General features: G+C 65.4%; 19 protein-coding genes. 10 read left to right on the top strand and 9 right to left on the bottom strand.

Annotated elements, in window-relative coordinates; all coding sequences use genetic code 11:
- Window positions 1-124 precede the first annotated feature (124 nt).
- Together AC5P8J_RS03010 and AC5P8J_RS03015 are read right to left on the bottom strand one after the other, a co-directional pair.
- Window positions 125-2,932, bottom strand: a complete 2,808-nt coding sequence (locus tag AC5P8J_RS03010; RefSeq protein WP_111102208.1) for a TonB-dependent receptor domain-containing protein — start codon at window positions 2,930-2,932, stop codon at window positions 125-127.
- A gap of 353 nt (window positions 2,933-3,285) precedes the next feature.
- Entirely contained in the window at window positions 3,286-6,081 is a 2,796-nt protein-coding gene (locus AC5P8J_RS03015; RefSeq protein WP_019660618.1) for a TonB-dependent receptor domain-containing protein, read from the bottom strand.
- A 213-nt stretch (window positions 6,082-6,294) separates the two neighbouring features.
- On the opposite strand from AC5P8J_RS03015, the gene apbC reads away from it, so the two are divergent.
- Entirely contained in the window at window positions 6,295-7,149 is an 855-nt protein-coding gene (gene apbC / locus AC5P8J_RS03020) for an iron-sulfur cluster carrier protein ApbC (protein ID WP_031270225.1), read from the top strand.
- Between the two features lie 75 nt (window positions 7,150-7,224).
- Window positions 7,225-7,797 carry a dCTP deaminase gene (dcd, locus tag AC5P8J_RS03025; RefSeq protein ID WP_005410499.1) on the top strand — a complete coding sequence of 191 codons (573 nt, stop codon included), beginning with the start codon at window positions 7,225-7,227 and terminating at the stop codon, window positions 7,795-7,797.
- A 95-nt stretch (window positions 7,798-7,892) separates the two neighbouring features.
- On the opposite strand, the gene AC5P8J_RS03030 is transcribed toward dcd, so the two are convergent.
- From AC5P8J_RS03030 to AC5P8J_RS03040, 3 genes are read right to left on the bottom strand one after another with little or no spacing between them, the layout of a single operon-like run.
- Complete coding sequence (locus AC5P8J_RS03030; protein WP_005410498.1) at window positions 7,893-8,060, bottom strand: LiaI-LiaF-like domain-containing protein; 168 nt, start codon at window positions 8,058-8,060, stop codon at window positions 7,893-7,895.
- Window positions 8,061-8,075: 15 nt separating this feature from the next.
- Window positions 8,076-8,498 (bottom strand): HIT domain-containing protein, encoded by a 423-nt coding sequence (locus AC5P8J_RS03035; RefSeq protein WP_019660615.1) that lies wholly within the window; start codon window positions 8,496-8,498, stop codon window positions 8,076-8,078.
- Window positions 8,495-9,166 (bottom strand): dienelactone hydrolase family protein, encoded by a 672-nt coding sequence (locus AC5P8J_RS03040; RefSeq protein WP_021203402.1) that lies wholly within the window; start codon window positions 9,164-9,166, stop codon window positions 8,495-8,497. The genes AC5P8J_RS03035 and AC5P8J_RS03040 overlap by 4 nt, the downstream gene beginning before the upstream one ends.
- Window positions 9,167-9,394: 228 nt before the next feature.
- On the opposite strand from AC5P8J_RS03040, the gene AC5P8J_RS03045 reads away from it, so the two are divergent.
- The 3 genes from AC5P8J_RS03045 (at window position 9,395) to AC5P8J_RS03055 (ending at window position 12,107) form a co-directional block, all read left to right on the top strand.
- The gene (locus AC5P8J_RS03045; RefSeq protein ID WP_021203403.1) at window positions 9,395-9,697 is read left to right on the top strand and encodes a hypothetical protein; all 303 of its coding nucleotides are present in this window, start codon (window positions 9,395-9,397) and stop codon (window positions 9,695-9,697) included.
- Between the two features lie 218 nt (window positions 9,698-9,915).
- Window positions 9,916-11,277, top strand: a complete 1,362-nt coding sequence (rimO, locus tag AC5P8J_RS03050; protein ID WP_227854020.1) for a 30S ribosomal protein S12 methylthiotransferase RimO — start codon at window positions 9,916-9,918, stop codon at window positions 11,275-11,277.
- Window positions 11,277-12,107: a DUF3025 domain-containing protein gene (locus tag AC5P8J_RS03055; RefSeq protein WP_111098605.1), complete on the top strand. Its 831-nt coding sequence runs from the start codon at window positions 11,277-11,279 to the stop codon at window positions 12,105-12,107. The genes rimO and AC5P8J_RS03055 overlap by 1 nt, the downstream gene beginning before the upstream one ends.
- 157 nt (window positions 12,108-12,264) lie before the next feature.
- Here the strand turns inward: AC5P8J_RS03055 and greB are convergent, their stop codons facing one another.
- Both greB and AC5P8J_RS03065 read right to left on the bottom strand, forming a co-directional pair.
- Window positions 12,265-12,771 carry a transcription elongation factor GreB gene (greB, locus tag AC5P8J_RS03060; protein ID WP_111098598.1) on the bottom strand — a complete coding sequence of 169 codons (507 nt, stop codon included), beginning with the start codon at window positions 12,769-12,771 and terminating at the stop codon, window positions 12,265-12,267.
- Window positions 12,772-12,864: 93 nt separating this feature from the next.
- Window positions 12,865-14,370 (bottom strand): helicase HerA-like domain-containing protein, encoded by a 1,506-nt coding sequence (locus AC5P8J_RS03065; RefSeq protein ID WP_495216605.1) that lies wholly within the window; start codon window positions 14,368-14,370, stop codon window positions 12,865-12,867.
- Window positions 14,371-14,492: 122 nt separating this feature from the next.
- On the opposite strand from AC5P8J_RS03065, the gene AC5P8J_RS03070 reads away from it, so the two are divergent.
- On the top strand, window positions 14,493-16,097 hold the full coding sequence (locus tag AC5P8J_RS03070; protein WP_021203406.1) for a transglycosylase SLT domain-containing protein: 1,605 nt from the start codon (window positions 14,493-14,495) through the stop codon (window positions 16,095-16,097).
- A gap of 24 nt (window positions 16,098-16,121) precedes the next feature.
- Window positions 16,122-16,469, top strand: a complete 348-nt coding sequence (locus AC5P8J_RS03075; protein ID WP_021203407.1) for a ribonuclease E inhibitor RraB — start codon at window positions 16,122-16,124, stop codon at window positions 16,467-16,469.
- Between the two features lie 107 nt (window positions 16,470-16,576).
- On the opposite strand, the gene asd is transcribed toward AC5P8J_RS03075, so the two are convergent.
- Window positions 16,577-17,419: an archaetidylserine decarboxylase gene (gene asd / locus AC5P8J_RS03080; protein ID WP_021203408.1), complete on the bottom strand. Its 843-nt coding sequence runs from the start codon at window positions 17,417-17,419 to the stop codon at window positions 16,577-16,579.
- On the bottom strand, window positions 17,416-18,066 hold the full coding sequence (locus AC5P8J_RS03085) for an SCO family protein (RefSeq protein ID WP_021203409.1): 651 nt from the start codon (window positions 18,064-18,066) through the stop codon (window positions 17,416-17,418). Before AC5P8J_RS03085 ends, asd begins: the two co-directional genes overlap by 4 nt.
- 122 nt (window positions 18,067-18,188) lie before the next feature.
- On the opposite strand from AC5P8J_RS03085, the gene prmB reads away from it, so the two are divergent.
- The 3 genes from prmB to AC5P8J_RS03100 are packed head-to-tail and all read left to right on the top strand — an operon-like array spanning window position 18,189 to window position 21,248.
- On the top strand, window positions 18,189-19,118 hold the full coding sequence (prmB, locus tag AC5P8J_RS03090; protein WP_021203410.1) for a 50S ribosomal protein L3 N(5)-glutamine methyltransferase: 930 nt from the start codon (window positions 18,189-18,191) through the stop codon (window positions 19,116-19,118).
- Window positions 19,115-20,218, top strand: a complete 1,104-nt coding sequence (gene aroC / locus AC5P8J_RS03095; RefSeq protein WP_019660604.1) for a chorismate synthase — start codon at window positions 19,115-19,117, stop codon at window positions 20,216-20,218. The genes prmB and aroC overlap by 4 nt, the downstream gene beginning before the upstream one ends.
- Window positions 20,211-21,248, top strand: a complete 1,038-nt coding sequence (locus AC5P8J_RS03100) for a 2-hydroxyacid dehydrogenase (RefSeq protein ID WP_494539959.1) — start codon at window positions 20,211-20,213, stop codon at window positions 21,246-21,248. Before aroC ends, AC5P8J_RS03100 begins: the two co-directional genes overlap by 8 nt.
- Window positions 21,249-21,318: the final 70 nt, after the last annotated feature.

The following is a 21,318-nucleotide window of genomic DNA, read 5'->3' on the forward strand; positions in this document are numbered from 1 at the left end:
AGCTTACGTAACGACCGGCATGCTAATGAAATATTAACAAATGGTGTGGATGTGGATTCGTGCAACATTTGTTAAAAAAAGGCCCCGCCGAAGCGGGGCCGTTGGTCCAACAGAGGTGTGCTGCTTACTTCCCGCCGAACTCGTACCTGGCCTGCACGTAGACGGCGCGGCCGTAAGGGTTGTAGATGCTGCTGTTATAGGGAGCGCCGACGTTGCCGGCGTAACTGTGTGCCTGACCGTCGGGCATCTTGTTGAACACGTTGTTGACCATCATCGACAGCGTCAGGTTGTCCATCGCCTGATAGTTCACGCTCAGGTTGTAGGTGGTGTATGAGCCCCACTTGCCGGCCTGGTAGCCGGACGGATGCACGTAGTCGTAGCCCTTGCCCAGGTACGCCATGCGGTTTGGCGTCTTGCCGATGTAGTTGAAGTACAACGTGGTAGTCCACTTGTCCTTCGCCCAGCCCACCGCACCGTCGGCACGCACCTTGGCGTACTGGTCGTAGTTCCACATCGCGTACGGGTCGCGCAGCAGGTCCAGATACTCATCGCCCGGTTGCGGCTGCAGCTCGCGCTTGATCATGTTGGTGTAGTTGCTGGAGAACTGCAGCGCGCCGAAGCGGCCGATGTCCTGCACGTACTTGAAGCTGGCCGTTACCGCCTGCAGGTTCTGGCTGGCGATGTTCATCTTGGGCGTGTAGATCTGTTCCAGCTTGCCGGCGCCATCGCGGGTGATCCAGTCGTTTACGTTCTGGCAACTGGCCGAGGTGTTGTTGGTCTGGCCATTACGGCAGTAGTACTCGGCCAGCAGCAACTGGTCGGAGCTGAGCGTATTGACCTCGTTCTTGATCTTCCAGTTGTAGTAGTCCACCGACACCGACAGGTTGTTGATCGGCGCCCACACGATGCCGGCATTCCAGACGTCGGCGGTGATCGCTTCCAGCTCCGGGTTGCCTGACTGCTCGCCGAACACCGATTCATTGGCATAGGGACAACCCACCGTGTCGCTGGGGTTGAAGCCGAGCTGTCCACAGCGGAAGTAGTCGATCGAACCATTGGCGTAGTACCCACTGCGCCCCTGGAACGCGTCGGACAGGCTGGGCGCGCGGAAGGCGGTGCCGTACTTGCCACGGAACAGCAGGCTTTCGATCGGGCGGAACTCGATACCGATGCTGTAGGTCGATTTGTCGACGGTCTTTTCGGCGATCCTGAACGCGTCGTAACGTCCGGAGGCGGTCACGGTCAGCGACTCCAGCAGCGGCATGCGCAGCTCGCTGGTCACCGCGTAGTTGCTGCGATGGCCGGCACCGGCCACCGAGGTTGTGCCCCACACGCTACCGTCCAGCAGGCGCTGGTCAGGGGTGTACGACCAGCCTTCGCTGCCGGCTTCGGCCACCACGGCCAGTCCGGCATCACCACCAGGCAGCTTGAACAGCGAACCGTTGGTGATCTGCGCGCGGCCCAGGTTCTGCCAGGTGCGGCTCTTGTTGTAGGTGAAGCCGGTGAAGGTCTGGAAATCACCGGCCGGCAGCGGCGAATAGAACGCGCTCCAATTGGGGCTGTAGATGTTGTAGCCGTCGTCGGTGATGCCCAGTACCGGGCCCAGCACGCGGTCTTCGAAGTAGCTGTCGATCTCGTTCGCCCAGCGCGCAAAGCTGCGCTCGGTCAGCTTGTACTCACCTCGGCTGAAGCTGGCGCTGTAATCCCAGTTGCCGAAGTTGCCACGCCCTCCCAACGTGACCTGGTAGGCCTTGTTGCGATCAGTGCTCATGGTGTCACGGTAGCCGGCGGGACCGATGTCCTCCGGCGCGAACGCGCGCTGCAGGTTCATGTATTCGCCGCTGGCCTGGTCGACGAACGCACCGAAGCCGACATCACTGCCCCAGAACGCGTAGCCCGAACCGGCGTTGTACTGGACCTCCTCCAGGCTGTACAGCGCATCGGCGAACAGCTGGAAGTTGTCGTTGACATCAAAGGACATCGACGAATAGATCTGGCTGCTTTCCTTGCCGTTCTTCAGCGTCTTGTAGCCAGCGCTGAAGGGCGAGCCGCAAGATTCACCGACCGCGCGCGTGCCCAGTACGGTGGTGCCGCCGAACTGGCTGGCCACGTTGGCACAGCGGCTTGGATCCATCATCACGTAGGCGTTCTGCTGGTCCGGCAGGTAGACCAGGAAGTCGTTGGTCGGAACCTGTGGCGTGTAGCCACGGGTGTTGTTCTGCTTGGTCAGGTCGCGCTGGTAACCCCAGATCGGACTGCTCTTCTCGTACTGCACGTTGACCAGCGCATGGAAACGGTCATCGAAGGCGTTGAAGCCATGCGCGCCACTGACTCGGAAATCGTTGCCGCCACCCTCGGTGTAGGCGCCGCCACGCACGTTCAGTACGCCGCCGTCCATGTGGTCCTTGAGGATGATGTTGACCACGCCGGCGATCGCGTCCGAGCCGTACAGCGACGATTGGCCGCCCGGCAGAATCTCGATGCGCTCGACGATGTCGATCGGGATGCCGCTGAGATTGTTGAAGGTGTCGCTGCCGTTGTAGAGAGCGGGGTAGGACAGCATCGGCCGCCCGTTGATCAGGTACTTGGTGTAGCTCGGGCTGAGGCCGAACATGCCTGAGGCTTCGGCGCCCTGGGTGAACGAAGCTGAGGTCTGGCCGCCCTGCAGCCCGCCAGTGGTCAGCGAATTCTGCTGCAGTACTTCGGCCACGCTGGTGAAGCCGCGGGTCTGGATGTCCTCGGCGGTAACAGTCAGGACCGGCGTGTGGTTCTCGATCTGTGTCTGCGGGATCAGTGAGCCGGTGACGGTTACGCGTCCGAGATCGGTGGGCGTGTTTTCCTGGGCGAGCGCGATCGCGCTGCTGCCGGCCAGGATCAGGCCGCTGAGGACGGCGCGGGTGAGTGGGTGACGCGGGAAGCCATTACGAGACATGCGGTACTCCGTGTGGTCGTGAGAAACGCGTTTTCCCTTTCCTGGGAACTCATGGATGGTTCAGCAGCCTTCAAAACCAGAATGGCGGCGTTTTTCGAACGTAACACACGCTTAACCTGATTTGCGCGACTTTGTAATGTGTTGAGCTGGGGCTGACCTTGAATAATATTTTTCTTTTACAAAACAATTGGTTGCATTAATCAGTGGACTTTGCCGAATCTGGCGGAATGAATGATGAGTAAATAAATGCTGGCTGGCGGCGGAAGTCGCTGTTCCGCGCTGAATATCGATCCAAAAAAAAGGCCCCGCCGAAGCGGGGCCTGGTCCGGAATCAAACCCGGAAAACGACGGGATTACTTGCCGAAGTCGTACTTGGCCTGCACGTACACGGTGCGACCGTAGACGTTGTACAGGTAGTTGTTGAACGGCGTGCCGGAGGTGCCCTGGTAGCTGTGGGCCTGCTGTTCGGGCATCTTGTTGAACACGTTGTTGACCATCAGCGACAGGGTCAGGTCATCCTGCGCACGGTAGTTCACGCTCAGGTTGTAGGTGGTGTACGAACCCCACTTGCCTGCCTTGTAGCCCGATGCGGCGTGGGTGTACTCGTAGCCGTTCAGGCCTGCCAGGTAGTTCGGGGTGTGGCCGATGTAGTTCGCGTACAGCGTGGTGGTCCACTTGTCCAGCGACCAGGCCACCGACGCGTCGGAACGGACCTTGGCGTAGCTGTCGTAGTTCCACATCGACTTCGGGTTGCCCAGCAGGTCCTGGAAGTCCTCACCCGGCTGCGCCTGCACTTCACGCTTCAGCATGTTGGTGTAGTTGCCCGAGAACTGCAGCGAACCGAAGCGGCCGATGTCCTGCAGGTACTTGAAGCCGACGGTCACGGCCTGCAGGTTCTGCCGGGCCACGTTCATCTTCGGGGTGTACAGCGAGCTCAGGTTGCCGGCCGAATCGCGCACGACCCAGTCGGCCACGTTCTGGCAGGTGGCCGAGGAGCCATTCGGCAGGCCGTTGCGGCAGTAGTACTCGGCCAGCAGCAGCTGGTCGGTGCTGGCCGTATCGACTTCGTTCTCGATCTTCCAGTTGTAGTAGTCGGCCGAGATCGACAGGTTTGCCATCGGTGCCCAGACGATACCCGCGTTCCAGACGTCGGCGGTGATCGGCTCCAGGTCCGGGTTGCCGGCACGCTCGGAATAGACCGAGACGCTGTCGGCGTAGCGGCAGGCGTCGGTGTTGCCCGGGGTGTAGCCCAGCTCGCCGCAACGGTAGTAGTCGGTCGAGTTGGCAGCATAGTAGCCGCTGCGACCCTGGAAGGCGTCGGGCAGGGTCGGCGCGCGGAAGGCGGTGCCGTACTTGCCGCGGAACAGCAGGCTTTCGATCGGACGGAACTCCACGCCCACGCTGTAGGTGGCCTTGTCGACGGTGTTGTCGGCGATCTTGAAGGCGTCATAGCGACCGGAAGCGGTCACCGTCAGCGACTCCAGCAGCGGCATGCGCAGTTCGCTGGTCACCGCATAGTTGCTGCGATGGCCGTTGCCGGCAACAGCCGACGAGCCCCACACGTCGCCGTCCAGCAGGCGCTGGTCGGGGCTGTAGTCCCAGCCTTCGCTGCCGCCTTCGACGACCACGGCCAGGCCCGCATCGCCACCCGGCAGCGAGAACAGCGAACCGTTGGTGACCTGCGCGCGAGCCAGGTTCTGCCAGGTGCGGCTGTGGTTGGTGGTGTAACCGGTGAAGCCAGCGAAATCTTCCGGCGAGATCGGCGAGTAGAACGCGCCCCAGTTGGTGTTGTAGATGCCGAAGCCATCCTTGGTGCCCAGCTGCGGGCCGAGCACCTTGTCGGCGAAGTAGCTGTTGATGGCATTGCCGAAGCGCTGGAACTTGCTTTCATCCAGGCGATATTCGCCGCGGGTGAAGCTCAGGCTGTAGTCCCAGTTGCCCACTGCGCCCTTGCCGCCCAGGGTGACCTGATAGGCACGGCTCTTGTCGTTGTTCAGGATGCTCTTGTAGCCTTCGCCGCCGATGTCTTCCGGAGCGAAGGCGCGCTGCAGGTTGACCAGCTTGCCTGACGCCTGGTCGTAGAAGCCGCCCATGGTGCTCTTGGTGCCCCACCACAGGTAGTTCGAGCCCGAGGTGTACTCGGTCTTTTCCTTGCTGTACAGCACGTCGGCGAACAGCTGGAAGTTGTCGTTCACGTCGAAGGTCATCGACGAATAGAACTGGCCGCTGTCCTTGCCGTTCTTCAGGGTCTTGTAACCGGCGCCGAACACCGAGCCGCAGGACTGGCCGGTCGGGCGGTTGGCCAGCACGGTGGTGCCGCCGAACTGGCCGGCGACATTGGCGCAGTTGCCCGGGTCCATCATGTACAGCGCATTGGTCTTGGCGTCGATGACGGCGAAGTCGTTCGACGGCAGCTGTGCGGTATAGCCGTGGGTGTTGTTCTGCTTGGTCAGGTCACGCTGGTAGCCCCAGATCGGGTTGCTGCTTTCGATCTGCACGTTGACCAGCGCATTGAAGCGGTCGTCCAGCGCCGAGAAGCCGTGCGCGCCACTGATGCGGAAGCTGCTGCCACCGCCTTCGGTGGAGGTGCCGCCACGCACGGACAGGCTGCCGCCTTCCATGTGGTCCTTCAGGATGATGTTGACCACGCCGGCGATCGCGTCCGAACCGTACAGGGAGGACTGGCCGCCCGGCAGGACTTCGATGCGCTCGACGATGTCGATCGGAATGCCGCTGATGTTGTTGAACGCGTCGCCGCCGTTGTACAGCGCCGGGTAGGACATCATCGGGCGGCCGTTGATCAGGTACTTGGTGTACCCCGGATTCAGGCCGAACATGCCAGCGGCTTCAGCGCCTTGGGTGAACGAGGCGGAGGTCTGGCCACCCTGGATGCCGCCGGTGGTCAGCGAAGACTGCTGCAGCACTTCGGCGACGCTGTTGAAGCCGCGCGACTGGATGGCTTCAGCGCTGATGGTCATGACCGGGGTCTGGGTCTCAACCTGGGTCTGCGGGATCAGCGAACCGGTGACGGTGATCTTGTCCAGGTTGGTGGCCTTGTCCTGGGCCATTGCCGGCGAGGCGGCGACCAGGGCGGAAATCAAGGCGACGGCGAGGGTGTTGCGACGTGCGGAATTGCGAAGGTCTTTCATGTAGTTCCGTTCAAAGAGCAAATACAAATACGGCACTGCGCATGCGCCATCGTGCGTGCAATGAAACAGCGACGCAGCCCAAAACCAGTGCTTAGCGAACGTAACATGAACTTAACAACCTGTGCACGAATCTGTAGCAATCCTGAATTTCAGTCAGCTTGTGTCCAGCTTGTATGATGTTGGGTTATTCCCCCTGACCCGCCGGTGCTCGTTGTGAACAGTTCTCCCCGCCGTCCCCATGCAAGCCAGGTCCAGAAGGGACTCACGCCGCATGCCCGCATCCGCAACGTGATCGCGGTTGGTTCGGGCAAGGGCGGCGTCGGCAAGTCGACCACCGCAGTCAATCTGGCCGTGGCGCTGCAGCAGCTTGGCGCACGCGTGGGCGTGCTTGACGCGGACATCTATGGGCCGAGCGTACCGGCCATGCTGGGCCTGTCCGGTCGTCCGGAAAGCCCTGACAACAAGAGCATCGAGCCGCTGCGCGCGTTCGGCGTGGACACCATGTCGATCGGCTACCTGATCGAAGAGGATACGCCGATGATCTGGCGTGGGCCGATGGCCACCTCGGCGATGACCCAGCTGTTCAATGACACGCTGTGGGATGACCTGGATTTCCTGCTGATCGACCTGCCGCCGGGCACCGGTGACATCCAGCTGACCCTGACCCAGAAGATTCCGCTGGCCGGTGCGGTGATCGTTACCACGCCGCAGGACATCGCCACGCTGGATGCGAAGAAGGCGCTGAAGATGTTCGAGAAGGTGGAGGTGCCGGTGCTGGGCATCGTCGAGAATATGGCGGTACATACCTGCAGCAGCTGCGGGCATGTCGAGCACCTGTTCGGCGAGGGCGGCGGCGAGCGCATGGCCGCGCAGTATGGTGTGCCGTTGCTGGGTTCGCTGCCGCTGCAGATCGGCATCCGCGAGCAGGGGGATGCTGGCACTCCGATCACCGTGGCGCAGCCCGATTCGGTGCCAGCCCAGGCCTACCGCCATGCCGCCCAGCGCCTGATCGAGGAAGTGGGCAAGCGCCCGCGTGCCTCCATTCCGATTCTCTCTTCGCTGCTGTAGGTGCCAGGGCAGGGCCGCCGGCGACGCCCGGCCCCCTGCTAGAATCCACGCGCCCCCTCGTACCCAGGACAAAGCATGAGCATCAAGAGTGACCGTTGGATCCGCCGCATGTCCGAGCAGCACGGCATGATCGAGCCGTTCGAGGCCGGGCAGGTCAAGCAGGCCAATGGCGAGCGCATCGTCAGCTACGGCACCTCCAGCTACGGGTACGACGTCCGTTGCTCGCGCGAGTTCAAGGTGTTCACCAACATCAACTCGACGATTGTCGATCCCAAGCATTTCGATTCGGGCAGCTTCGTCGACATCACGGCCGATGAGTGCATCATCCCGCCGAACAGCTTCGCCCTGGCGCGTACCGTGGAGTACTTCCGCATCCCGCGCGACACCCTGGTGGTGTGCCTGGGCAAGAGCACCTACGCGCGCTGCGGCATCATCGTCAACGTGACCCCGTTGGAACCGGAGTGGGAAGGCCACGTCACCCTGGAATTCAGCAACACCACGCCGCTGCCGGCCCGCATCTATGCCAACGAAGGCGTGGCGCAGATGCTGTTCTTCCAGGCCGCGGCCGATGACATCTGCGAGACGTCGTACCGCGATCGTGGCGGCAAGTACCAGGGCCAGACCGGCGTGACCCTGCCGCGGACCTGATCGCCCGCGTCATTGCATGACGAAAGCGCCGGGCCGTGCCCGGCGTTTTCGCATGGTCCACGCGGTGCGTTCGCCGGGCACGACCCGGCGCTACGTCATTTGCCGCGACCGAACAGCATCGCAATGCCCACGCCCACCAGTGCCACCGGCCACCAGGTCAGCAGCAGCTTGGACAGGTTCAGGTGCGTCCAGCCGAGGTTGCTGGCGAGCATGAACAGGCCGATCAGGATCAGCAGGATGGCGGCAACGAGGTTGAATCGCATCGGGTCGGGCAAGGCTCAGGAACGGGCTGGATATCCTAGCCGTTCCTTCCAGTAGGCGACATGCTGGTCCAGCGCCGCAGGCTCGTAGCGGTGCGCCGGGCCGCTACCCCAGACCGGGCCGGGCCAGGCCGGATCGCCGTCATGGCGGCCGATCACATGGAAGTGCAGCTGGCGCACGATGTTGCCCAGCGCGCCGATATTGATCTTCTCCACGCCGTCGTGGCCCTTCAGGGCCTTGCAGGCGCGGTTGAGCTCGGTGCGCAGCTTGTCCTGCTGCTCGCCGTCCAGCTCGATCCACTCGGTCACCCCGGCCAGGCGTGGTACCAGCACCAGCCAGGGGAATCGTTCGTCGTTCATCAGCCGCACTTGCGACAACGGTCCTTCCGCCACCAGCACGCTATCGGTGGCCAGGCGTGAATCGAGTTCGAATTCGCTCATCCAAGATGCTCCGAGAAGAAGTCCAGGGTGCGTTGCAGCGCCAGGGCGGCGCTGTCTGGATCATACGCATGTCCGACCTCGCGGTTGAAGGCGTGGTCGGCCGGATAGACGAAAGTGGCCATCTGCGGCAGCTTGTCGCGGTGGGCCTGGACGGCCTCCGGCGGGATGCTCCTGTCCTGGGTGCCGAAGTGGAAGATCACCGGCGCCTTGGGTGTCTCATCGAGGAACTGGACGTTGCGTGCGCCGTAGTAGCTGACCGACGGCAGCCCGAGCCGCAGCGCCGACAGCATCGCCACCGTGCCGCCCCAGCAGTAGCCGACGGTGCCGACCTTGCCGTAGGGGGCCAGCCGGGTGGCCGCCGCGCGGACCACTTCCAGCGCCTTCTCCATGCCCAGCGCGCTGACCCTTTCCAGGCCCTGCTTCACGCCGTCGGCGTCGTAGGGCAGGGCATCCGGGTCGGCATCGGGTCCATCGACCAGGTCGAAGAACGAAGGAGCCAGCACCGCATAGCCCTCGGCGGCGAAGCGCTCGGCCACGCCGCGGATGTGCGGGTTGGCGCCAAAAATCTCCTGCACCACCACCAGCCCGCCTCGCGCGGTGCCCTCGGGGAGTGCCTGCCAGGCCCGTACCGCGCCGTGGTGCGTATCCAGGGTGATCCATTCGTTCATCGCGGCTGACTCGCTTTGGAAACTGAAACCCGATTATCCGGTGCGCGTCAGTGCACGTCATGTCGGCAGTTGGGCCGGATCGGTGATCTCCAGCTGCCTGGCGTCTCCAGCCATCTGCGGGCAGGGTTGGAAACCATGGCCTAGGGTGGTTAGATGGCGGGGCACCACTGCGCTTGATCGTAGTTGGCGCCGCACGTGCGTTTTTTCGTCAAATTAACGGAGTGATTGATGAAGAGCATGATCGTGATGGCAGTAATGGGCATTTCATTGCTTGCGGTGATGGGGCCTGCCAAGGCTGCGGACCCTTATCCGAGGTGCACCGCGTGCTCCAGGGGCTGGGCCGAGTGTGTAGCAAACAACGGTGCTGATCACCCGATCTGTCAGCACAAGCAACTCGTATGCGATCAGATCTGCGCATGGGAGATCCCGGTAGTGGGCATCCCATCTGCCTTGGACGCGGGCGGGCGCGAGGCTCCGACAGGCAGGCTGGAGCTTGCTGTGGCGATGGCCAAGCGATTGTCCAGCTCCTGAGGTACAAGGGGCCGAACGACGGCCCCTTCCTCGGGGCGCGTCTCAGGGCGCGGGACGACAGCGGCGAGCCATCAGGCCAGCCCGGTATCCTCACTGGGGCGGCTGGCCGTTCAGAGCGCCGCCGCCAACCCCGGTATACTGGCGCCCTTTCAGGCCCCGGCCCCCAGGACCCCCTGCCATGCCGGCAGGGGCCCAGGCCCCCAGAGTCCCGCGATTCCATGTCCCAGCTGAACCCCAAAGTCGGCTTCGTCAGCCTTGGCTGCCCGAAGGCCCTTGTCGATTCCGAGCGCATCCTCACCCAGCTCCGCTCGGAAGGCTACGACATCGTCCCGTCCTACGATTCGGCCGACGTGGTGGTGGTCAACACCTGTGGCTTCATCGATTCTGCGGTGACCGAGTCGCTGGACGCGATCGGCGAGGCGATGAACCAGAACGGCAAGGTCATCGTCACCGGCTGCCTGGGCAAGCGCCCGGAGCAGATCCGCGAGGCCTACCCGAACGTGCTGGCGGTGTCCGGCCCGCAGGACTACCAGAGCGTGATGGAAGCGGTGCATGAAGCACTGCCGCCCAAGCACGATCCGTTCGTGGACCTGGTGCCCGACTACGGTATCAAGCTGACCCCGCGGCACTACGCGTACCTGAAGATTTCCGAGGGCTGCAACCACAAATGCAGCTTCTGCATCATTCCGTCGATGCGCGGCAAGCTGGTTTCGCGCCCGGTCGACGAGGTGCTGCGTGAAGCCGAGCGCCTGGTGCGTGGCGGCGTGCGCGAGCTGCTGGTGGTTTCGCAGGACACCTCGGCCTACGGCGTGGACGTGAAGTACGCCGAAAAGATGTGGCGCGACAAGGCCTACCAGACCCGTTTGAAGGCGCTGTGCGAAGGCCTGTCGGAGCTGGATGCGTGGGTGCGCATGCACTACGTCTACCCGTATCCGCACGTGGACGAGGTGGTGCCGCTGATGGCCGAGAACCGCATCCTGCCGTACCTGGACATCCCGTTCCAGCATGCCAGCCCGCGCATCCTGCGCCTGATGAAGCGCCCCGGCGCAGTCGAAAAGACCCTGGAGCGCGTGCAGAACTGGCGCCGCATCGCGCCGGACATCACCGTGCGTTCCACCTTCATCGTCGGCTTCCCGGGCGAGACAGAGGCCGAGTTCGAAGAGCTGCTGTCGTTCCTGGACGAAGCGCAGCTGGATCGCGTGGGCGCGTTCGCCTATTCGCCGGTAGAGGGCGCCACCGCCAATGACCTGCCCGACGCTGTGCCGGAAGAAGTAAAGCAGGAACGCCTGGCCCGTTTCATGGAGAAGCAGGCGCAGATTTCCGCCGCGCGCCTGGAAGCCAAGATCGGGACCGTGCAGCAGTGCCTGGTCGATGCCATCGAAGGCGATATCGCCGTGGCCCGCTCCAGGGCCGATGCGCCGGAGATCGACGGCCTGGTGCATATCCAGAACGCCGATCAGGTGCCGCTGCGGGTGGGCGAGTTCGTCGACGTGGAAATCACCGAGAGCGACGAGCACGACCTGTACGGCGATGCGCTGCCGGCCAATGCCCGCCCGGCGTTCAACCTCAAGGTACTGTGATCGCAACGGCCGCCGCCGGTGACGGCAGCGGTGTCCGGCGCTTCGTGCCGCCGCCGCGTGCGGCGGTCGATCCGCAGGTGTTCGCGCATCCGTTGTTTGCCGGATTGCAGGATTTCCGGGATCTGCTGCTCGGCCCTCGCTGGCCGTCCATCGCTGCACTTGATGCGCGCCTGGCATTGCCCGGGAAGCGCCTGGTTGAACAGGACGCCGCGCTGCTGGCCGATGGCCTGCACTACGAAGCCCGCATCGCGCAGGGGCGCATCGCCACCCGCGCAGACAACTGGCACGACCTGTTCAATGCGCTGGTCTGGGCCTCATGCCCACAGCTGAAGCATGCGCTCAATGTGCAGCAGTGCGGGCATATCGAGGCCATGCCGCCTGGCCAGCGCAACCGCGCGCAGGCCGCGTTGACCCAGTTCGACGAAACCGGTGTGATCGTGCGCGTGCGCGATGACTCACTGCGGGCTGCCTGGGATGCACACGACTGGCCCGCGTTGTTTGACCCGGTGAACTGGCAGAGCGATGACATCGCCATCACCGCGGTATTCGGGCATGCGCTGATGGAACAGGCACTGCTGCCGGGGCGATTGCTGGTGGGCAAGTGCGTGGTGGTGCACAGCGATGCCGATGCGGCCTGCGTTGACGCGGTGGCCGTGGCCATCGCCGAGGGCAGGGCGGTGACCGATCCCTTGCAGCTGCGTCCGCTGCCGTTGGCTGGAATCCCGGGGTGGCACGAGGGACAGGATGCCGCCTTCTATCGCAATGCCGACTACTTCCGCCCGCTGCGTGCCGGCCGCGCATACCCGCCGCCATTGCACGGGGCCATGTAGAGTCGACTGTCAGTCGACTGCTCTTCGTTCCGAGGCCGTGAGCGCCTGACAGATGGCTTTGGCGAGTCACCAACCGCGATGAAGATCGCGGTGCGTTTGCCGTCCCGCTGTGGAGGTTTGTGCCGCGCTTCGCGCGGTAGTCGACTGACAGGCGACTCTACACCGTCTCGTATTCCACGCCGATCACCGCAAAGGTGAACCGCCCGCCGGGCAGCTCCACCGAAAACTCGTCATCCAGCCGCTTCTTCAGCAGCGCACGCGCCAGCGGCGAGTCGATGCTGATCCAGCCCTGGCCTGCGTCGGTCTCGTCCGGGCCGACAATGCGGTAGCGGCTGGTGTCGCCACTGTCCACGTTCTCCAGCTCCACCCACGCGCCGAAGAACACCGCCAGCGGATCGGTTGGCGTAGTGTCGACCACGCGCAGTGATTCCAGCCGCTTGGTCAGGTAGCGCACGCGGCGGTCGATCTCGCCCAGCTGCTTCTTGCGGTAGGTGTACTCGGCATTTTCCGAACGGTCGCCTTCTGCGGCGGCTGCGGCCAGTGCTTTCACCACTTCGGGCCGCCGTACCCGCCACAGGTCATCCAGTTCGGCCTTCAGCCGAGCGTGGCCGGAGGCGGTGATCAGGGCGGTGCTCTTTTCTGCAGGGGGACGCCAGCGCGACATGCAATACGACTTCTTTTCCGGAGGACGAGCGGAGGGGGGGGGCAGACTCCGCTTCCGCGGGAAGGGCTCTGACCCCAGCAGCGGCGGATCAGATCAGCGCTTGCCACCGAAGATGCCGCCCAGCAGGCCGCGCACGATCTGGTTGCCCAGCTTGGTGCCGACCGTGCGCGTGGTCTGCTTGGCCATGGTCTCGATCATGCCCTGGCGGCGCTTGGTGCCGAAAATCGCATCCTTGATCGCCTGGCCGAAACCGCCTTCCTGCGCATCGTCCTGTTCGCGGCTGCGCGCGGCTGGCGCCTGCGCCTGCTCGACGCTCTTCTGTGCGCGCTGGGCCAGCAGTTCGGCAGCCGATTCGCGGTTGATCGCGGTGTCGTAGCGACTGCCGACCGGGCTGCCGGCACGCACCTGGGCGCGCTCGGCTTCGGTGATCGGCCCCATCCGGCAGCGTGGCGGCGCGATCATCGTCTGCTGCACCGGCATCGGCACGCCCTTGTCCTGCAGCGTGGAAACCAAGGCCTCACCGGTGCCGAGCTGGCTCAGTACCTTGGCCACGTCCAGCTTCGGGTTCGGCACGAACGTCTCGGCCGCGGTCTTCACCGCTTTCTGGTCGCGCGGGGTGAACGCCCGCAGCGCGTGCTGCACGCGGTTGCCGAGCTGGCCGAGGATGTTGCCCGGCACGTCGTCGGGGAACTGCGAGCAGAAGTACACGCCCACGCCCTTGGAGCGGATCAGGCGCACCACCTGCTCGATGCGCTGCACCAGCGACGGCGGTGCGTCGTCGAACAGCAGGTGGGCCTCGTCGAAGATGAAGACCAGCTTCGGCTTGTCCAGGTCGCCCACCTCCGGCAGTTGTTCGAACAGCTCCGACAGCAGCCACAGCAGGAAGGTGGAATAGAGCTTGGGCTTGAGCACGAGCTGGTCGGCGGCAAGGATGCCGATCATGCCGCGGCCGTCGTGATTGACCCGCATGATGTCGGCCAGTTCCAGGGCCGGCTCACCGAAGAAGTTCTCGCCGCCATCCTGCGCCAGGCGCAGCACCGACCGCTGGATCGCAGCGATGGACTGCGCGCTGACCAGGCCGTACTCGGTGGAGATGTCCTTGCGCTCCTCGGCCACCAGGCCAAGCAGGGCGCGCAGGTCGTCCATGTCCAGCAGCAGCAGGCCACGGTCGTCGGCCAGCTTGAACACGATGTCGAGCACGCCGGACTGGGTGTCGTTCAACTCGAGGATGCGCGCCAGCAGGGTCGGGCCCATCTCGCTGACCGTGGTGCGCACCGGATGCCCGAGCTTGCCGTACAGGTCCCAGAAAATGGTCGGGCTGGCGGCCGGTGCGTAGTCGGCCACGCCGATCTCGGCGGCGCGCTTGAGCAGTTTCTCCGCGCCGGTGCCCGGCACGGCCAGGCCGGACACGTCGCCCTTCACGTCGGCGAGGAATACGGGTACGCCCAGTCGCGAAAAGCCTTCGGCCAGGGTCATCAGGGTCACGGTCTTGCCGGTGCCGGTGGCGCCGGCCACCAGGCCGTGGCGGTTGCCGAGTTTCGGCAGCAGGGTGACGGCCACATCGTCGGTGATGCCTTTGCCGAGCAGAATCGGATCCATGGTCCAGCCCTTGTGGTGAATAGCCCAATGTTAACCGCCGGCAGTGGCAGTCCGAAGGTCGGCTTGCCCCGACCTTGGCGGCGCCGCTACTCTGCCTGCCTGTTTCGCACACAGTGCCATCAATGCCCGTTTCTGTCCTGATTTCCCGCGGTTGGCCGCTGCTGGCCCTGGCCGGCCTGGTTTCCCTGGCGCCCGACGCCCATGCGCAGCGGGTCTCGGCCCGGGACAAGGCGAAGGTGGATGCGCTGCAGCAGCGCATGACCGTCGCCGAGAAGCGCTACAGCGATGCGCTGCTGCTGGTCGCCAATGCCGACCCCAAGGGCAGCAACGAGGCCGACGCCGCGCTGGAGGACATGGAAGACGTTCTCAACGACTGCGTGAAGCAGAAGGGCTGCCAGATGGGCACGCTGCTGGCCAGCTACAAGCGCCTGCTCAAGCACGACGCCGATGCGGCGGGCAGCGATGAGGTGGCCGACGAGGGCGGTGACCGGCTGGAAGCCGACCCCGACCATATCGGCCCGCTTACCGCCGACGTGCCGGAGGCGGCCCGCGCCGCTGCGCTGCTCAACGACAAGCGGCACGCCTTCGACAGCATGGTCGAATACAACCCGGCCGTGCAGGCGGGCATCCGCCGCTGGCTGACCGACATGCGCCCGGCGCTGCTGACCAGCTACGAGAACTACCAGAACCTGCGTGCGGTGATGTGGCCGGAGTGGGAAAAGCGCGGCCTGCCCGAGGCGCTGCTGTTCGGCATCATGGCCAAGGAGTCCAACGGCCGCGTGCATGCCTCCTCGCGCGCCGGCGCCGCCGGCCTGATGCAGTTCATGCCGGCTACCGGCCGCCGCTTCGGCCTTGGCCCGGATGGCACCGGCTTCGACACCCGCTTTGACGCGCGCAGCGCCGCCGAGGCCAGCGCCAGCTATCTCAACGAGCGCCTGCGCGAACTGAACAACAACGTGGAAATGTCGGTGGCCGCCTACAACGGTGGTGAAGGCCGTGCCGCGCGCGTGTTCAAGCAGAGTGCGGGCCAGAGCTTCTGGACCGACAGTGTCTACAACCAGTTCCCCGGCGAGACCAAGGACTATGTGCCGATGGTGATCGCGGCGGCCTGGATCTTCCTGCACCCGCAGCAGTACGGCGTGGAATTCCCGAAGATCAGCGCGCAGCCGGCCACGCTGCGCCTGGCCAAGTCCACCACCATCTACGAACTGACCATCTGCCTGGGCAGCCACGGCACCCGCGATGGCTACATGCGCGCGCTGCGCAACCTCAACCCGCGCTATGAAGCCGACGGCTGGATTCCGGCCGGCACGCTGATCAACGCTACCACCCGCATCGCCGGCCTGTACCAGCGCAACTGCGTCAGCGGCCCGCGTGCCGACCTGGCCCGTACCCTGATCACCGCCGACCTGAACGCGGCGATCAAGCGCCCGGCCGCCGCCGGCTACACCGGCAGCGTGGCCGTGGGCGGCGTGGTGCCGGTGGCCGACGCCGCAGCCTCCACCAGCGTGCCGACCACCCCGGTCGCTCCGGTGGCCGCGCCGCGCCCGGCCGCACGGCCAAAGCCGCCGCGCAGCCACAAGGTGGGCCGGGGTGAAACCCTGGGCGCCATTGCCGCGAAGTTCCAGTGCGATGTGCCGACCCTGGCCCGCGCCAACGGCCTGAAGGCCCCGGCCTACAGCCTGCGCCAGGGCCAGACGCTGAAGCTGCAGGGCTGCGACAAGTAATTCCCACGACCGCTGGAATCTGCAATGGACCTCGAAGACACCCGCAACCTGTTCGCCAACCTCCGCGAAAACACCGACTGGGACATCAAGGGCCCGTTGCTGTGGGGGTACTTCTTCGTGCACTCCACCGCTGAGCCGCTGCAGGCGCTGGCAGAGCACCTGCAGGCGGAGGGCTATACCTTCGTGGAATTGTTCGAGCAGGAGCCGGAAGAGGGCGACGCGCCGTTCCACGTGCTGCATGTAGAGCGCGTGGAGATCCACGACGAAGCCTCGCTGGACCGCCGCAACCAGGAATTCGCAGCGCTGGCCGCAGAGAATGGCGTGGAAGACTACGACGGCATGGACGTCGGTCCGGCCCCGGTCCTGCAGTAACGCGCTTCTGGCTGTAGAGCCGAGCCCATGCTCGGCTTCCTTTGCCCACAGAAATGCATGGCCGGTTGCAGCCAGTAGCCGAGCATGGGCTCGGCTCTACATGTACCTCAGCGCAGCTTCGCCAGCGCCTGGCCCAGCTGCACCGGGCTTTCAGCGGCCAGCTGCGGGGCGAACTCAGCCACGCCCGGCGGCAGCAGCACGATCACGGTCGAACCGTAGTTGAAGCGCGCCATCTCGGCGAAGCGCTCCAGCCTGATGCCCTGGCCGCGGTAGTCCTTGCGCGTGATGCGGTCGCCATAATGCGGAATTTCCTCGCCGCTCCACACGGTTTCGACGCCCGATACCAGCAACGCACCCACCATCACGCTGACCATCGGGCCGAAGCTGGTGTCGAAGTGGCAGACCAGGCGCTCGTTGCGGGCGAACAGGCGCGGCACGCCGTTCACTGCGGCCGGGCCGACGCTGAACAGGCGGCCCGGCACGTGCACGGTCTCGCGCAGGGTGCCGGTCCACGGCATGTGCACGCGGTGGTAGTCGCGCGGCGACAGGTACACGGTCGCGTACAGGCCGTCGTTGTACGGTTTGGCGTCCTCGTCACTGCCCAGCAGTTCGGCGGCGGTGAACGATTGGCCCTTGGCCTGGAAGATGCGGCCGGCCTCGATCCTGCCGAGCTGGCTGATGCGGCCGTCGGCCGGCATCACCAGGCTGCGCGGATCGGCGTCGGCCACGCGCGCGCCCGGCTTCAGCGCGCGGGTGAAGAACTGGTTGAAGGTCGCATAGCTGCGCGGGTCCGGGTTGGCCGCTTCGTCCAGGTTCACGTTGAACTTGCGGGTGACCGTGTCGATCAGCCAGCGCGACACGCGCGGATCGTCCGAGTACGCCAGCGAACGCGCCATCGAAGACAGCAGGCGGTGGGGCAGGGCGTACGTCAGGGCGGTGGTGAGGCTCATGGGGCGGTTTTCTCGGTCAGCTTCTGCAGGTCGCGGGCGATCGCCGGCGCGTTGAACGGGGGGCGTACCAGGCCGGCAAGGCGGCCCTGCGGGTCGAGCACGGCCAGGCTGGCCGAATGCTCGACGGTGTAATCCTCGGGGTTCTCGTCGAAGTGCTTGCCCGGCACCTTCTGGAACACGAAACCGAGCGAGGTGGCGAAGCGCTCCAGCGACGGGATATCGGCGGTGGCGGCCAGGGTGTCCTTGTGGAAGCCGTGCGCGTATTCGCCGAGCCGGGTGGCGCTGTCACGATCCGGGTCGACCGAGATGAACAGCACGCGCGGGCGCAGGCTGTCGGGCAGGGCCTCCCACTGGTTCTGCGCGCCAGCCAGCTCGGCCAGGGTGGTCGGGCAGACGTCCGGGCAGAAGGTGAAGCCCAGGAACACCAGCGTCCAGTGGCCCTTCAGCTCGCCCGGTATCAGGCGGGTGCCGTCGGACTGGGCCAGATTGAAGTCGGGCAGTTCGCGCGGCTGCGGGTACAGCGTGATCGCTTCGGTGGCCGGGGCATTGGCCGGCGGCTTCGGCGCAAACACCTGCTGGGCGGCCAGCAGGCCCAGGCCCGCCGCCAGGGCGATCAGCAGGATGATGCCGGCATTGCGATTGAACATGGGTGCCCCCGCGCGAAGTGGGCTCCATCATACCGGGTGAGGCCGGATCGTTTCCGCCGCAACGGATGCTGCCGCGGGCGCCAGCCCCTATAATCGGGGCCCACTTTGCCCGCAGTACCGCCATGACCGCTGAAACGGCCGCCGAACTCCACACGATCATCGATCTGATCCGCTACGGCACCAGCCGTTTCAACGAAGCCGGGCTGACCTTCGGTCACAGCTACGACAATGCGCTGGACGAGGCCACCCAGCTGGTGCTGCACAGCCTGCACCTGCCGCACGATCTGGGCCCGGCCTATGGCCAGGCGCGCCTGCTGCAGGCCGAAAAGCTGCGCGTGCTGGAACTGTTCCAGCGTCGCATCGATGAACGCATCCCGGCCGCCTACCTGACCGGTGAGGCCTGGTTCGCCGGCCTGAGCTTCAAGAGCGACAAGCGCGCGCTGGTGCCGCGTTCGCCGATCGCCGAACTGATCGAATGCGGCTTCGAGCCGTGGCTGGCCGGCCGCGATGTCAGCCGTGCGCTGGACCTGTGCACCGGTTCGGGTTGCATCGCCATCGCCATGGGCCACTACTACCCGAACTGGGAAGTGGATGGCGTCGACCTCAGTGACGAAGCACTGTCGCTGGCCGAGGAAAACAAGGAACGCCTGCAGGCGCACAACGTCACCCTGATCAAGTCGGACCTGTTCAACGGCCTGACCGGCCGCCACTACGACCTGATCGTCACCAACCCCCCGTACGTCACCAACGACGAGACCGACGCCCTGCCGCAGGAATACTCCTACGAGCCGGAGATGGGCCTGCGTGCCGGCGACGACGGCCTGGACCTGGTGCTGAAGATCCTGCGTGACGCGCCGCTGCACCTGAGCGAGGACGGCCTGCTGATCTGCGAAGTGGGCGAATCCGAGCAGCACCTGATCAAGCTGCTGCCGGAAGTCGATTTTTCCTGGATCGAGTTCAAGGTCGGCCAGATGGGTATCTTCGCGGTCGAATGCCGCGAGCTGATCGCCCACAGCGCACGCATCACCGAACTGGCGGCGCAGCGCCCGTGAGCTCCAATTCGTTCGGCAAGCTGTTCACCGTCACCACGTTCGGCGAGTCGCACGGGCCGGCCATCGGCTGCGTGATCGATGGCTGCCCTCCGGGGCTGGCACTGGACGCGGCCGAATTCGCCCACGACCTGCAGCGCCGTGCCACCGGCAAGAGCCGGCACACTTCCGCGCGGCGCGAGGCCGACGAGGTCGAGATCCTCTCTGGCGTGTACGAGGGCCTGACCACCGGCACCCCGATCGCGCTGCTGATCCGCAACACCGACCAGCGCAGCAAGGACTACGCCAACATCGGCCAGCAGTTCCGGCCGGGCCATGCCGACTACAGCTACTGGCACAAGTACGGCATCCGTGACCCGCGCGGTGGCGGCCGTTCCTCGGCGCGCGAAACCACCATGCGCGTAGCCGCCGGGGTGGTCGCCAAGAAGTGGCTGGCCGAGCGCTTCGGCGTGACCGTGCGCGGCTACCTGTCGCAGCTGGGCGACATCACCCCGGCCGGTTTCGACTGGTCGGCGGTGGAAGACAACCCGTTCTTCTGGCCGCACGCCGCACAGGTGCCCGAACTGGAGGCGTACATGGACGCGCTGCGCAAGTCCGGAGATTCGGTCGGTGCGCGCGTGGACGTGGTCGCCGACAACGTGCCGCCGGGCTGGGGTGAGCCGATCTACGGCAAACTCGACGGTGAACTGGCTGCCGCGCTGATGAGCATCAACGCGGTGAAGGGCGTGGAGATCGGCGACGGTTTCGCCAGCGCCGCGCAGAAGGGCACCGAACACCGCGACCTGCTGACCCCGCAGGGCTTCGCCAGCAATCACGCGGGTGGCATCCTCGGTGGCATTTCCACCGGCCAGCCGGTGGTCGCCTCGATCGCGTTGAAGCCGACCTCCAGCCTGCGCCTGCCGGGCCCGTCGCTGGATACGTCCGGCAACGTGGTCGAGGTGGTCACCACCGGCCGCCACGACCCCTGCGTCGGCATCCGCGCCACCCCGATCGCCGAGGCGATGGTAGCGATGGTGCTGATGGACCAGGCGCTGCGCCACCGCGCGCAGTGCGGCGATGTCGGCACGGTCACCCCGCGCATTCCCGGGCAGATCGATGGCTGACACGCGGCCGATCGTGTGGGTGAGCCAGCCGCTGATCGACGCGGCCATCGCGCCGCTGCGCGATCGCGTGCAGCTGCGCAGCACCGACACCGTCACCGCCTGGGCGCCGGACCAGATCGCCGAACAACTGGCCAGCGCCGACGGCGCGATCATCACGCTCAACGAGCGCATCGGCGCGGCCCAGGTGGCCGGCGCCGCGCAGCTGCAGGTGATCGCCAATGTCGGGGTGGGCTACAACAACCTGGATGTGGACGCGCTCAGCGCGACCGGCATCCTGGCCAGCAACACGCCGGACGTCCTGACCGAAACCACCGCCGATCTCGGTTTCGCCCTGCTGATGGCCACCGCGCGCCGCATTACCGAGTCCGAGCGCTGGCTGCGCGAAGGGCAGTGGCAGCAGTGGTCGTTCCAGACCATGCTCGGTGCCGATATCCACGGCAGCACGTTGGGCATCCTTGGCATGGGCCGCATCGGCCAGGGCATCGCCCGTCGCGGCGCGCACGGTTTCGGCATGAAGGTGCTGTACCACAACCGTTCGCAGCTGCCGGCGGCGACCGAGGCGGAATTGGGCGCGACCTATGTGGATCTGGATACGCTGCTGGCACAGTCCGACCACCTGCTGCTGGTGCTGCCGTACACACCGGCTTCGCATCATCTGATCGATGCCGCCGCACTGGCGAAGATGAAGCCGTCGGCGACGCTGGTGAATATCGCCCGCGGTGGCCTGGTCGATGAGATCGCGCTGGCCGACGCGCTGGCCAACGGTCGCCTGGCTGCGGCGGGCCTGGATGTGTACGAAGGCGAGCCAACGGTACGCCCGGAACTGCTGGCGCTGCGCAACGTCGTGCTCACTCCGCATATCGGCAGCGCCTCGCTGGCCACGCGCACGGCGATGGTACAGCTGGCCGTGGATAACCTGGTTGCTGGGCTCGGCCTGGACGGCGGCCCGTCGCGCATGCCGAGCGCGATCAACGCTGATGCGGCGATGGCCGCGCGCGTGACGCTGGGCAAAAAAACCGGGAAACGATAGGGAACCTCCGCGCGCCCCGCTTGAGGAGGTTCCCCGAACCCAGCTGTCGTGCGTGTTTTTCCCCATTCCC

The sequence above is a fragment of the Stenotrophomonas sp. YJH_SMC_37 genome (assembly GCF_059370035.1).

Excerpts from the sequence above, each read along its gene's own strand:
- AC5P8J_RS03010 (WP_111102208.1), bottom strand. The coding sequence starts at position 2,932 with ATGTCTCGTAATGGCTTCCCGCGTCACCCACTCACCCGCGCCGTCCTC.
- AC5P8J_RS03015 (WP_019660618.1), bottom strand. The coding sequence starts at position 6,081 with ATGAAAGACCTTCGCAATTCCGCACGTCGCAACACCCTCGCCGTCGCC.
- dcd (WP_005410499.1), top strand. The coding sequence starts at position 7,225 with ATGAGCATCAAGAGTGACCGTTGGATCCGCCGCATGTCCGAGCAGCAC.
- AC5P8J_RS03030 (WP_005410498.1), bottom strand. The coding sequence starts at position 8,060 with ATGCGATTCAACCTCGTTGCCGCCATCCTGCTGATCCTGATCGGCCTG.
- AC5P8J_RS03035 (WP_019660615.1), bottom strand. The coding sequence starts at position 8,498 with ATGAGCGAATTCGAACTCGATTCACGCCTGGCCACCGATAGCGTGCTG.
- AC5P8J_RS03040 (WP_021203402.1), bottom strand. The coding sequence starts at position 9,166 with ATGAACGAATGGATCACCCTGGATACGCACCACGGCGCGGTACGGGCC.
- AC5P8J_RS03045 (WP_021203403.1), top strand. The coding sequence starts at position 9,395 with ATGAAGAGCATGATCGTGATGGCAGTAATGGGCATTTCATTGCTTGCG.
- rimO (WP_227854020.1), top strand. The coding sequence starts at position 9,916 with ATGTCCCAGCTGAACCCCAAAGTCGGCTTCGTCAGCCTTGGCTGCCCG.
- greB (WP_111098598.1), bottom strand. The coding sequence starts at position 12,771 with ATGTCGCGCTGGCGTCCCCCTGCAGAAAAGAGCACCGCCCTGATCACC.
- AC5P8J_RS03065 (WP_495216605.1), bottom strand. The coding sequence starts at position 14,370 with ATGGATCCGATTCTGCTCGGCAAAGGCATCACCGACGATGTGGCCGTC.
- AC5P8J_RS03070 (WP_021203406.1), top strand. The coding sequence starts at position 14,493 with ATGCCCGTTTCTGTCCTGATTTCCCGCGGTTGGCCGCTGCTGGCCCTG.
- AC5P8J_RS03075 (WP_021203407.1), top strand. The coding sequence starts at position 16,122 with ATGGACCTCGAAGACACCCGCAACCTGTTCGCCAACCTCCGCGAAAAC.
- asd (WP_021203408.1), bottom strand. The coding sequence starts at position 17,419 with ATGAGCCTCACCACCGCCCTGACGTACGCCCTGCCCCACCGCCTGCTG.
- AC5P8J_RS03085 (WP_021203409.1), bottom strand. The coding sequence starts at position 18,066 with ATGTTCAATCGCAATGCCGGCATCATCCTGCTGATCGCCCTGGCGGCG.
- prmB (WP_021203410.1), top strand. The coding sequence starts at position 18,189 with ATGACCGCTGAAACGGCCGCCGAACTCCACACGATCATCGATCTGATC.
- AC5P8J_RS03100 (WP_494539959.1), top strand. The coding sequence starts at position 20,211 with ATGGCTGACACGCGGCCGATCGTGTGGGTGAGCCAGCCGCTGATCGAC.